We start from the raw sequence: 11,483 nt of genomic DNA, 5'->3' as shown, positions 1-11,483 counted from the left end.
ATCTAACTCAAGCTTGCTCTAATTGTGTGAGGAGAAAATTAGTGTTTTCAGCAGTGGTTTTATTGTCTAAATTACCAATTAAAATTTTTGAACCACCACTTGGTTGATTTGGCTGATTTTGTAGTTGATTCTTTTGGGGAATAGTTGATAAACCCATTTGTTTGAGCAAGCGTTTGATGTGGCGATCGCTGATTTCTATACCGAATTCTTTAGCTAAATGTCTCTCTAAAAAATTAGCTGTCCAACGTCGGAAAGGATAGCCATAATCACGGGGATTACTGTTAACTAATTCTCTTAATCTTTCAGTATATTGCTCATTTACTGTTTTAGGACGACCAATAGGACAATCTTGCCATTGATGAGCCATACCCGCACGCGCTATGTGCATCCAATGTCTCACAGTTGCAGGAGAACAACCCAATCTCCGACAAATTACGGTTTGTGATTTACCATCATCTGCCAGTAACATAATTTCAATGCGCTGGCGGTAAGATGTCGCAAGATTTTCTTGCAAACTCTTTTCTAATAATTTGCGTTGAAACGGTGTTAAATACTTACCCTGAATATTTTGTGATCGATGTTCAGACATAATAGTTTGGTACAACATCAGATTGTGCAAGTTATTTTTGTCACTCCGTAAACTCACTTCTCAACTCAGTAAATGTAAGAAATACAGAAGTATAGGTACGAGTTTTGTGCCAAAAATAAAACTCTTTATATTTATTCAGTGCAGTATGTAAGTTTTATGCAAAATGATTGGTTACGCGTCACATTATGTAACACTTAGCCGACAGCCGCAATTTTGGGGGATCAACACTAAATTTCTCAGTAATTAAGTAGCGAATCCTGAGAAAATATGTATTAGTGTCCTAACGCTGCGCTTAATTACCAACGGTTACGAAACAGGTATAATAGTAGAAAACATAATTAAGATAAAAATAGCAAAATCCTGTAATTAATTATTTGTGTTAATCACTAAGAATAACTTAATCTAAGCATTCATGAGGATTGCGATCGCTATGACTGCAACCACTAAAAAACTCACTTTTGCTGAGTATCTCAAATATAACGATGGCACAGATACCCAATATGAATTGGTAGACGGAGAATTAATCCCTATGAGTCTTGGTACTGGTAAACACGGTAGCATAGCCAAGTTTTTAGAACGCAGCTTTGATGACGAATGTGCCAAGATGGGTAAAAATTGGACAGCGCAAAAATTCTCTGTAGGAGTGCGTTCACCACGTGGAGGACGCTGGGACACTTCACGAGTGCCGGATGTAGTAGTATTAACGGCAGAGCAATGGGAAGCACTGGCTCATCGAGAAGCTGTAATTGAACTTAACGAAACTCCACCCATATTAGTAGTAGAAGTAGTCAGCGAAGCTACACAAACAACAGACTACCGCAGTAAGCGTTCTGAATATGCCGTTCTGGAAATTCCTGAATACTGGATTGTTGATCCAATTCAAAAGATAGTCACAGTATGCACCCTAGTCGAAGGGTTTTATGATGCAATGGCATTCCAAGGAAAAGAACTCATCAACTCTGCCACTTTTCTACAGTTGAATTTAACGGCTGAACAAGTTTTGGCAGCTAAAAAGTAGTATTATTTCCAACTCCCAGCCTACATCAATTATTAGGTTGGGTCATTTATTGCACCCATAAATAAGATACTACCTGTTTGATTGTCACGAATGGCAGTAAAGAAGGGACGGTCAACAACCATATTAAATGGTGTTTCTGGCTGTTTGATGGATGTAGCCACTATCCCCACAGAAGTAGCCGCACTAGCTTCTGTACCTTCTTCATTGACTTCTACAAAAGTTTTATGTCTTACCTGACTGATAGCCAGATTTTTCCCCATACCGGAAAAGTTAGCTTGTTCAGTAAAAGCCTCACCCATACCCAAAGCCTTCAATGCGTCGTTGAGGGTGATATCATAATCTGTCTGAAACTTGGGTAATTTAATTGAGCCTTCACGCTGTCTAAATTGAGACATCCATTTGTCCCAATTTTCAGCATTTAAGTTTTGAGAAAAGGCCTTGAGGTTAGAGTTTGGCTTGGGTAGAAAAACGTACAGACTCACTTTCCCATTTTGACCATAAGGCAAACTCACAGCCTGAAATTGTTCATTCTCGTAGTATTTATATTCACCCTTTTGTGACATCATGGGGTGTTGTTTTTGCTGAGTTGAGGAGATGTAAAAAGGCTGGGATTTAGTTTGACTGACATCAAACTTTTCACTCCATTGACCTTTGAAATATATGGCGTTCACTAAGAATAGAACTTGATTCGGTTCTATTTTGTCAACAATGCTGTCAATTTTACCCTTGGTATTATCTTTTACCCATTTGTTAATCGTTTTCGGGGTAGCAGCATCCTGAAAATTTAAACTTGTGACTTGAGCTTGATAGAAATCTTTGGCTTTTTGAATAAACTCTGGACGCAGACTAGCATTTTGATTTGCCCATAACGAGTTAGCAATCTGCAATTGGACATTTTGATCAGGATTTTTGAGCAGCTGATGGAGTGAAGCATAAGCAGAGTTAAGTTCTGGGAGATTGATACCCTGTAACTCCAGAGTCTTAGCCATTGCTTGCTGAGTCGAGCCGCTAGCCCCATTGTAGGTCATGGACAAAGCGATCGCGATACTAGTCGGCGACACAAAGATATTCTTGGTGTTATCCTCTTGTTTGGAGATTTCCTGAAATAGCTTGAAGCCAAACTTATTATTAGCAGAGATAATTTTAGTATCGGGAATTACTGTTTTTTTTTGCACCGATGAAGCTGTGGGTGATAGTTCAGATTGTGCTAGCGCACTGGTACTATCATTTACCTGGGAACAACCTAACACCCCAAACAAAACCACGCTAGCTGCCGCTAAAACATAACGTCTTCCTAAGCTAACAGCGTAACGTCTTTGCAGGAAACTTCTTTTCACACCACTGAATTTCTGCCGATTCATTCTACTACCTCGTGTGCCGAAATTTTTGCTATGTTTACCAAAAACTGACGTTAATGCTGTGTTCAATATCTAAATTCTGCACTAACAACAATTTAAATACCCTGTGGTTACAGTTTTGGTAACGGTAATTTTGCGGCAAAATTCCATGATGATAGATTGAACCGTTAGTAGATTTACTCACTAAAATTCAATAAATGTAGAATACATTTTCTAAAAATAAACTGTATTTAAAATTACAAAAATTCATCGAAAATTGGGAATTGGGCATAGGGCATAGGGCAAGCAGGAAGTGTGGGAGGTGTGGGAGGATAGGGAAGAAATCTTTCCCCCCACACTCCCCACACTCCCCACACTCCCCAGTCCCCAATCCCCTAATTCCCAACAGTCCACCACGCCAAAGCATAGGCTTGAGTCGGTTCGTTGGCTTGTTTTTGGAACTGTACACGAATTTTGTAGTTACCGTTAGCAGGTACAGGACAAAAAATATGTTCTACGCTATCGATTTCACTAATAGAAGAACAAATCACGCCTTTATCGGTAGTTTGAGCATCGGCTTTGACGAGATAAAGGTCTAAATTATTTAAACCGCGATCGCTAAATTTTTCTCCCACATCATACATTTGATTATTGTTAGCATCCTTGAGTTCGACTAAGCGATCCCAAGCCAAAGTGATAGAAACATAACTTCCTTGCTTTAACGGTTTTGCTAACGTATAATCAACAGCATTATTAACATCTACCTGTCGATAATCCCAGCCAAGAGAGGGGATAGCAGCTGTCGGTTGCCATTGACCAGCACTAAACTGTTGATAGGCACGAGAAACATTTAAATGACCCGTTCCCATTTGAGCATCTAAAGGTACTTTGGGGTTTTGGTAAGCATCAGAAGCTAACCAATCTTGATTTTGTTTATCAATCAAAGTCCGCGTCATCCCCAACAGTAAACCATTACCTTTATCTTGGATTTTATCTGCGGAATTCATCAACACAGCCTTCATCACTTGATGGCGACGACTGTCAACACTCCAATTGGGTTGTTTTTTGCGTAGTTGTCTGTCGCCAAATTCTTGGAGTAAAGCCACAGTAGCCGTCACATGAGGCGCAGCAAAGCTTGTACCTGTGACTTTATTTAATTTGCCATCAGGATTCAACAGAGGAATATTACTCCCAGGTGCAACTATACCTATAGCACGCCGTCCATCCAAATTAAATTCCTTACCAGCTAGCCTTCCACTCACCCCTTGATTTAAACCAGCCAGATTAGAAACATCGACTTTATTAAAAATCCCTCCCCGTCGGGATGAAAAAGCCACGTTGATTCCGTTAAAATTATCTGTAGGGATAGGAATACCACCTTTACCTTGATTGCCTGCGATCGCATACAAAACATCATGCACACGACTAGACCAATCAACACATAGCGTCAATAAAGCATTACCGTCTAAAGTCGCATCAGGCCGGGGGTCGCGGTTCAAAGGTTCGCCAAAACTAAAGTTAATAGCACGAACATCACCGCCATTTTGCAAAGCAATGTGTTGAGCTGATAAACACTCTTCTGGTTGACCCGTATTTTTTGTAGAACCTACAGCAGTAGAATATAGTCTCGCCTGTGGAGCGACTCCAGGATAAGCCTTATCTCTACTGACCATAACGCCAGCCACATTGTAAGCGTGGGGGTCAACACCATTATTAGACTTAGCCGGAGCATTGCGCGAAAAAACTGCCGCCAAAGAAACAGCGCGATTTTTAGAAACCGCCTTATCCCAACCAAACATCCCCGGACGACCAATTTCCACCTGACCTATAGCAATTTTCCGTCCCAATAAATTATAAGGAGCCTGATGTAACTTCAAAGCATCAATACCATTAGTTCCTAAAGAACTTTGTACAGCCACAGCCAACACCGGCAAACTCAAAACCGAAGCACCGAATCCCCAGAATATCCAAGTTAGTTTTTTAGTCATAGTCAATGGTCAATAGTCATTAGTCATTAGTCATTAGTCATTAGTCATTAGTCATTAGTCATTAGTCATGACTCAGCACGGGCTAAACGCCCCGCTACCGCTAACGGCACTCATTACTCAGCACTCATTCTGATTTGTCTACTCAGTCATTGGTCAACAATCAATAATAATCAATGATCATTTTCAAAGTTCTCAATATTTTGTTACAGTGTTTTGTTACAATGCTTACAGACGAGGACGCTTAAAAACCCACTAGCCATGACCCAAAACCGATCTGAAAAACCCATTGTTATTTCTCCATCTATCCTATCAGCCGACTTTAGTCGTTTAGGTGATGAGATTCGGGCTGTAGATGCAGCTGGAGCTGATTGGATTCACGTTGATGTAATGGACGGTCGTTTCGTACCTAATATTACAATAGGCCCTCTGGTAGTGGAGGCGATTCGTCCCGTGACCAAAAAACCTCTCGATGTTCACTTGATGATTGTTGAACCAGAGAAGTATGTAGAAGGTTTCGCTAAAGCAGGTGCAGATATTATTTCTGTACACTGTGAACATAACGCTTCTCCACACTTGCACCGCACTCTGGGACAAATCAAAGAACTCGGTAAGCAAGCTGGGGTTGTACTTAACCCTGGTACTCCTTTAGAACTAATTGAATATGTTCTAGAACTGTGCGACTTAGTATTAATTATGAGCGTTAACCCCGGTTTCGGTGGTCAAAGCTTTATTCCCGAAGTTGTACCCAAAATCCGTAAGCTGCGTCAAATGTGTGATGAACGTGGTTTAGATCCTTGGATTGAAGTTGATGGCGGATTGAAAGCTAACAATACTTGGCAAGTTTTAGAAGCCGGCGCAAATGCAATTGTGGCTGGTTCTGCTGTATTCAACGCTAAAGATTACGCGGAAGCAATTACCAATATTCGTAACAGCAAACGTCCCACACCAGAATTAGCCAAAGTTTAATTCTGTTGATAGTTCTGTAGCACAAAAAAGAGGGTAAGAAATTTCTTACCCTCTTTTTTTGATGAGATATTTACTATCCCATAAAAAAAGGTGGGTATTACCCCACCATGTTATTACTGAACTCTAAACTTATTTGCGGCTACCCAGCCACTTAGCAGCGGCAATACCAATAATTCCTGCCACTACGGGATTGCTAAGGAATTTGATAATCCCTGGTTGTTCTGCTAAAACTTCCCGGAAAATGTCGGGGTGGTTGTGGTAGGCGAAGGATGCAAGTCTGCTGACATCATCAGCATTCATGCGACTGGCGTGGTGTGTCGAAAGTCCTAACTGCTGTTCTAGGTGGCGTTCGTCTAAACCCCTTTGCTTGAAATGCTTGAAAAAAGCGCGCGCTACATCATCACGTTCATTGGGTTTAATTTGGGCGATCGCTTTTTGTAATTCTGGTTCCATTTGGCTAGGGGGAATCCGTTCTGGCTGTAAGGAACGACTGAACAAATTACGTCGTTGATCTGGTGTTGTTCTTTGTGCGAAATCGTCAAAGTTTTCGTATTGAGTCTCGTTATCACCTAAAGACTCAACATCACCTCCAGCCAAATCTTGCATGATTTGTCTTCTATATTCTTCGCTGCTAGTCACTTTTCTCATCTCCTTATGAAAATAGGGACTGGGAACTTTAGATTTTGAATTGAATTCAATCTAAAATCCAAAATCCAAAATTGGTATTAGCTGTACTGAATTTGATTGGTTTGGCTATTGTATTTGGCAGTCAAAATCAACTTTTTATCAGGGCCGTAAACTAGAACAGTGAGATTTTGCTCAGGGAAATTTTTCCGAAAACCTTGTGCTAAAGATTTAGCTAGAGGTTTAACTTCATTAGGACGCACTTGAGGAGAAATCACCACACCTAGTTTGTTGTTATCGCGTACATAAGCATCTTGAACTAATCCTCTAGATGTCTGTACAACCCAATTACCAAAACTTTGCCCTGTTGGTGTGTTACCTCTCTCCAACTCGGAATAAGCCACGTTTCTACCAATGGCTGGTGGTGCGGTAGTGCGATCGCTTTGTGTTACTGTTCCACTAGCACAAGCTGTAGTTATCATCAACACTGTAATTAAAACAAAAGTCGTTAAAATTTTGCGACTCTGTTTTATAAAATTCATACTTTTCCTCCTCTTATCGTTTCAGCTATATATCTTTGAATTTGAAAGCACAATTTATCGTGTTTCTAATCCAGATTATTTATTTAATATTTTTTAGGTTTTATTGAGTTAAATTTGTTATTCGCAACTTATTTGTGAAGATTTTTTGTGTTTCTCAGAGGGATTAGATTGCTGTAATAGAGGGTTGAATTTAAAATAGTTCTGGCTGAGAAAGGTAGAGATATGAGGTACATATCTCTACAGTCACTACTAGATTCCTACCAACTAAGGAGAGCCTTCAACCGACTAAATAAAACTAGCTTCAATCAAGCTTCTTTTTCACGTCGTCTTTGACATTCTCAACGGTGTGACGAACTTTGCTTTCAGCTTGCTTGGCTTTTCCTTCCGCTTCATCTTGAGGATCGCCAGTTACGTTTCCTAAAGCTTCTTGAGCTTTACCTTCGATATTTTTAGCTGTCGCTTTTGCCTTATCTTCTAAACTCATAATACACTCCTAAATTGTCGTGATGTGAAATTATTTCTCAAGCAATAAAGAAAATTAGGGATTAGTTGATTAATCTAGTCAAGATTTTTTCTCACTTCATCTTTGATATTTTCGATGGTGTGACGAACTTGGCTTTCAGCTTGCTTGGCTTGTCCTTCAGCTTGGTCTTGAGGATTTCCAGTAATGTTTCCTACTGCCTCTTGAACTTTGCCTTCGATATTTTTAGCGGTAGCTTTTGCTCTTTCTTCTAAATTCATGTTTCACTCCTACAATTAACCAAAAAAATATTTTTTCCAAGCAATTACTATGAATTGACCTGATGTTGTTTGCCTGCAACAATATATAATTTAGCTTTGTAAATCCCTCAAATCTTCCACCACAAGATATATTATTAATCTATGCACAAAGACATAACTAGGTATATTTGACAGATAAAGGCAATGGGTTATCTTAAATAAGATAAGACTATAAACCTTATTGATGTTCTGGCAAAATTAACAACTCGTAGTCTTAAGCGATCGCTCGATAATAAACAATATCTTCTCGCATATATTGTTGAATATTGAATCTACAAAATCAATAAAGTTTAGACTTTAAAATATAATAACTTAGTTAATATATGGGATAAATTAATATAACAGTGAGAAGCAAGATACCCGACTTCTTTGAAAAGTCAGGTATCTGGACACCACGAATTCTCACACATCAGCTAAGATTGCTATATCTTGCACTAACTTGGTGTACGGTCAAAAAATAAATTTTTTCGTTCATCGTTAAAGTCAGATAAATCTGTTGAGAACAATCGTTGAGTCCGTGTTAACGGAACCACGCCATGAGACACTTAATTTATTTAGAGATGAAATATTTAAACTTGACATCATCAATACAAATAAATCAAAAACCCAGTTCCTTAATAGAAGTAACTGGGTTAATAATAGATTGATTAAAATTAAGCAGATTCTGTGTTTCTCTAGTCTATAAAACCCATCAGATTCTCAGAATCATCAATATCATTGGAAGCCACAGGACGATTACCCATAACAGAATAGCTGCTGGAAATGACTAACGCACTAGAAGCAATGGGACGAATTCCTGACAAATTAATACTGTCAACAACTTGGATGGTATTAGCAGTGATAGGACGAACTCCCATCACGTTCATTGTTTCCACAACTTGTAAATGACTAACTCCTATGGGACGTAACCCAGCAATAGAAACTGTTTCCGCAACTTCTAAGTCGCTGCTAGCAATAGGACGTTCTCCTGCAATGGCTAACTTTCCTACTACCTCTTGTTTATTAGACTTTTCTATCTCCACTGGTAAATCAGCACCTTTTTTGACTTGTTCTTGATTCGAGCTATGACCTTGGTTATTTTCAACTTCCACCGTTGTTTCTCCTTTAAGTTTGGCACGTCTTTGCCGAGGGCTGACCGTTTTGCCATTACTGCTGATGGTCATAACTAGACACCTCTGGTTTCTTAACTTGACTTTACAATATTTAAGGAAAGCTTAAAATATTTCCTATATAAGAGAGTTTAACCTTAAATAACCTTGCATAGATATAAGTATCTTCAAAACTGATACATAAGTAAATTTAAACTGCGAATTTTTGTAAAATAAAATTACTGAATTGAAAAGGGACTGGGGATTGGGGACTGGGGACTGGGAATTTTGGATTTTGGATTTTGGATTTTGGATTGAACTCAAAGCATAATACTAGTGTGGGGACAAGAATAAAGCTTGTTTCCCCTACACCCCTACACCCTTATACCCTTACACCCCTATACCCCTAGATCCCATCCCTAACGCTACTATGAAATAGGGTATTTTTTAGTACAAATGTATGACAGAATTTGGTCTGCAAGCTCCCTTTAGTCCGACTGGCGACCAACCGCAAGCGATCGCCCAGTTAGTTGCTAGCATAGAAGCAAATAACCGTTATCAAACCTTATTAGGCGCGACGGGAACAGGTAAGACATTTTCCATCGCCGCAGTAATTGAGAAAGTGGGTAAGCCGACTTTAGTTTTGGCGCACAATAAAACCCTAGCCGCACAACTTTGTAATGAGTTGCGGGAATTCTTCCCAAAGAATGCTGTGGAGTATTTTGTCAGTTACTACGATTACTATCAGCCAGAAGCTTATATTCCCGTTACTGATACATATATTGAGAAGACAGCAGCCATTAATGACGAAATAGATATGCTGCGGCACTCAGCCACGCGATCGCTATTTGAACGGCGTGACGTAATTGTTGTAGCATCAATTAGCTGTATCTATGGTTTGGGTATCCCTTCTGAATATCTCAAAGCTGCCATCCCCTTAAAAGTAGGGATGGAAGTCAATCAACGTGAGATTTTACGGGACTTAACTTCAGTACAATATAGTCGCAACGACATAGAAATGGGACGGGGACGTTTCCGTGTCCGTGGTGATGTCCTAGAAATCGGCCCCGCCTACGAAGATAGAATCATTCGGGTAGAATTCTTTGGCGATGAAATTGACGCAATTCGCTACATCGACCCAGTTACAGGGGAAATTCTCCACAGTTTATCAGCTGTCAATATTTACCCGGCGCGTCACTTTGTCACCCCAGAGGAACGCTTAGAAATCGCCTGTGAAGATATCGCCGCCGAATTAAAACAACGCAAAGCCGAACTCGAAGAAGCCGGTAAATTAGTAGAAGCACAACGCATAGACCAACGTACACGCTACGACTTAGAAATGTTGCGGGAAGTTGGTTATTGTAACGGCGTAGAAAATTATTCCCGTCACTTAGCAGGAAGACAAGCTGGAGAACCACCAGAATGTTTAATTGATTACTTTCCTAAAGACTGGCTATTAGTAATTGATGAATCTCACGTTACTGTACCCCAAATTCGCGGGATGTATAACGGCGACCAAGCCAGAAAAAAAGTCTTAATTGAACATGGATTTAGATTACCAAGTGCGGCTGATAATCGACCTTTAAAAGCTGAAGAATTCTGGACGAAAGTCAATCAATGTATTTTCGTTTCTGCTACCCCTGGAAATTGGGAATTAGAAATTTCTGAAGATAGAATTGTTGAGCAAGTAATTCGCCCTACCGGAGTAATTGACCCAGAAATTTTTGTTCGTCCAACTGAAGGACAAATTGATGATTTATTAGCAGAAATTCAAGACAGAATAGACCGGCAAGAACGGGTATTAATTACCACGTTAACTAAACGTATGGCGGAGGATTTAACCGAATATCTCCAAGACCATAGTATTAGGGTGCGTTATTTACACTCAGAAATTAATTCCATTGAACGCATTGAGATTTTACAAGAATTGCGCGAAGGCAACTTTGATGTTTTAGTGGGTGTAAACTTACTGCGGGAAGGTTTAGACTTGCCAGAAGTTTCCTTAGTGGCAATCATGGATGCCGATAAAGAAGGATTCTTACGTGCTGAACGCTCCTTAATTCAAACCATCGGAAGAGCCGCGCGTCACGTTAGAGGACAAGCGATTTTATATGCTGATAATTTAACAGATAGCATGATTAAAGCTATTGAAGAAACCGACAGACGGCGGGGAATTCAAATAGAATACAATCGGGTAAACGGAATTACACCACAACCGATTGTGAAAAAATCCAGTAATGCAATTTTGTCTTTCTTAGATATTTCTAGAAGATTAAATGCTACAGATTTAGAAACTGTAGAAGAACAGATAGGCGAATTGCCATTAGAACAAATTCCTGAGTTGATTACTCAATTAGAAACTCAGATGAAAGAAGCCGCAAAGAAATTAGAATTTGAAGAGGCGGCAAAATTGCGCGATCGCATCAAGCAACTGCGCGATAAAATGCTGGGACGCTAGATCAGTCGCTGGTTTTTCTTGACATCAACCCAACACCAACAAATACATGATTTCAAATTTATAGATTAGTAGGGTGCATCAGTATAAATTCTT

General features: G+C 39.7%; 12 protein-coding genes. 3 read left to right on the top strand and 9 right to left on the bottom strand.

Features of this window, described 5'->3' with window-relative positions:
• Window positions 1-7: 7 nt before the first annotated feature.
• A complete protein-coding gene (locus CLI64_RS27055) occupies window positions 8-589 on the bottom strand; it encodes a helix-turn-helix domain-containing protein (protein ID WP_157943328.1) in 582 nt (193 codons plus the stop codon).
• A gap of 430 nt (window positions 590-1,019) precedes the next feature.
• Here CLI64_RS27055 and CLI64_RS27050 point away from each other — a divergent pair, with 430 nt between their 5' ends.
• Window positions 1,020-1,607, top strand: a complete 588-nt coding sequence (locus tag CLI64_RS27050; protein ID WP_103140902.1) for a Uma2 family endonuclease — start codon at window positions 1,020-1,022, stop codon at window positions 1,605-1,607.
• Between the two features lie 32 nt (window positions 1,608-1,639).
• On the opposite strand, the gene CLI64_RS27045 is transcribed toward CLI64_RS27050, so the two are convergent.
• From CLI64_RS27045 to CLI64_RS27040, 3 genes are all read right to left on the bottom strand, one after another.
• Window positions 1,640-2,968 carry a serpin family protein gene (locus CLI64_RS27045; protein WP_103140101.1) on the bottom strand — a complete coding sequence of 443 codons (1,329 nt, stop codon included), beginning with the start codon at window positions 2,966-2,968 and terminating at the stop codon, window positions 1,640-1,642.
• A 34-nt stretch (window positions 2,969-3,002) separates the two neighbouring features.
• A complete protein-coding gene (locus CLI64_RS31745; protein ID WP_225977441.1) occupies window positions 3,003-3,149 on the bottom strand; it encodes a hypothetical protein in 147 nt (48 codons plus the stop codon).
• Between the two features lie 190 nt (window positions 3,150-3,339).
• Window positions 3,340-4,932: a S8 family serine peptidase gene (locus CLI64_RS27040; RefSeq protein ID WP_103140100.1), complete on the bottom strand. Its 1,593-nt coding sequence runs from the start codon at window positions 4,930-4,932 to the stop codon at window positions 3,340-3,342.
• Between the two features lie 258 nt (window positions 4,933-5,190).
• Here CLI64_RS27040 and rpe point away from each other — a divergent pair, with 258 nt between their 5' ends.
• The gene (gene rpe, locus CLI64_RS27035) at window positions 5,191-5,898 is read left to right on the top strand and encodes a ribulose-phosphate 3-epimerase (protein WP_103140099.1); all 708 of its coding nucleotides are present in this window, start codon (window positions 5,191-5,193) and stop codon (window positions 5,896-5,898) included.
• Window positions 5,899-6,027: 129 nt separating this feature from the next.
• Here the strand turns inward: rpe and CLI64_RS27030 are convergent, their stop codons facing one another.
• From CLI64_RS27030 to CLI64_RS27010, 5 genes are all read right to left on the bottom strand, one after another.
• Window positions 6,028-6,537, bottom strand: a complete 510-nt coding sequence (locus CLI64_RS27030) for a hypothetical protein (protein WP_103140901.1) — start codon at window positions 6,535-6,537, stop codon at window positions 6,028-6,030.
• 86 nt (window positions 6,538-6,623) lie between these two features.
• Window positions 6,624-7,064, bottom strand: coding sequence for a hypothetical protein (locus CLI64_RS27025; protein ID WP_103140098.1), 441 nt, complete (start codon window positions 7,062-7,064; stop codon window positions 6,624-6,626).
• A 301-nt stretch (window positions 7,065-7,365) separates the two neighbouring features.
• Complete coding sequence (locus CLI64_RS27020) at window positions 7,366-7,548, bottom strand: CsbD family protein (RefSeq protein ID WP_103140097.1); 183 nt, start codon at window positions 7,546-7,548, stop codon at window positions 7,366-7,368.
• A gap of 74 nt (window positions 7,549-7,622) precedes the next feature.
• A complete protein-coding gene (locus CLI64_RS27015) occupies window positions 7,623-7,805 on the bottom strand; it encodes a CsbD family protein (RefSeq protein WP_103140096.1) in 183 nt (60 codons plus the stop codon).
• A 713-nt stretch (window positions 7,806-8,518) separates the two neighbouring features.
• Window positions 8,519-9,007, bottom strand: a complete 489-nt coding sequence (locus tag CLI64_RS27010) for a hypothetical protein (protein WP_103140095.1) — start codon at window positions 9,005-9,007, stop codon at window positions 8,519-8,521.
• Between the two features lie 385 nt (window positions 9,008-9,392).
• Here CLI64_RS27010 and uvrB point away from each other — a divergent pair, with 385 nt between their 5' ends.
• Window positions 9,393-11,390: an excinuclease ABC subunit UvrB gene (gene uvrB / locus CLI64_RS27005; protein ID WP_103140094.1), complete on the top strand. Its 1,998-nt coding sequence runs from the start codon at window positions 9,393-9,395 to the stop codon at window positions 11,388-11,390.
• The last annotated feature ends 93 nt before the right edge of the window (window positions 11,391-11,483 follow it).

It is taken from the genome of Nostoc sp. CENA543 (assembly GCF_002896875.1).
GTDB lineage: Bacteria > Cyanobacteriota > Cyanobacteriia > Cyanobacteriales > Nostocaceae > Trichormus.
The sequence above is the reverse complement of the archived record's forward strand: the minus strand, read 5'-3'. Positions and strand labels throughout refer to the sequence as shown.

Excerpts from the sequence above, each read along its gene's own strand:
- CLI64_RS27055 (WP_157943328.1), bottom strand. The coding sequence starts at position 589 with ATGTCTGAACATCGATCACAAAATATTCAGGGTAAGTATTTAACACCG.
- CLI64_RS27050 (WP_103140902.1), top strand. The coding sequence starts at position 1,020 with ATGACTGCAACCACTAAAAAACTCACTTTTGCTGAGTATCTCAAATAT.
- CLI64_RS27045 (WP_103140101.1), bottom strand. The coding sequence starts at position 2,968 with ATGAATCGGCAGAAATTCAGTGGTGTGAAAAGAAGTTTCCTGCAAAGA.
- CLI64_RS27040 (WP_103140100.1), bottom strand. The coding sequence starts at position 4,932 with ATGACTAAAAAACTAACTTGGATATTCTGGGGATTCGGTGCTTCGGTT.
- rpe (WP_103140099.1), top strand. The coding sequence starts at position 5,191 with ATGACCCAAAACCGATCTGAAAAACCCATTGTTATTTCTCCATCTATC.
- CLI64_RS27025 (WP_103140098.1), bottom strand. The coding sequence starts at position 7,064 with ATGAATTTTATAAAACAGAGTCGCAAAATTTTAACGACTTTTGTTTTA.
- CLI64_RS27020 (WP_103140097.1), bottom strand. The coding sequence starts at position 7,548 with ATGAGTTTAGAAGATAAGGCAAAAGCGACAGCTAAAAATATCGAAGGT.
- CLI64_RS27015 (WP_103140096.1), bottom strand. The coding sequence starts at position 7,805 with ATGAATTTAGAAGAAAGAGCAAAAGCTACCGCTAAAAATATCGAAGGC.
- CLI64_RS27010 (WP_103140095.1), bottom strand. The coding sequence starts at position 9,007 with ATGACCATCAGCAGTAATGGCAAAACGGTCAGCCCTCGGCAAAGACGT.
- uvrB (WP_103140094.1), top strand. The coding sequence starts at position 9,393 with ATGACAGAATTTGGTCTGCAAGCTCCCTTTAGTCCGACTGGCGACCAA.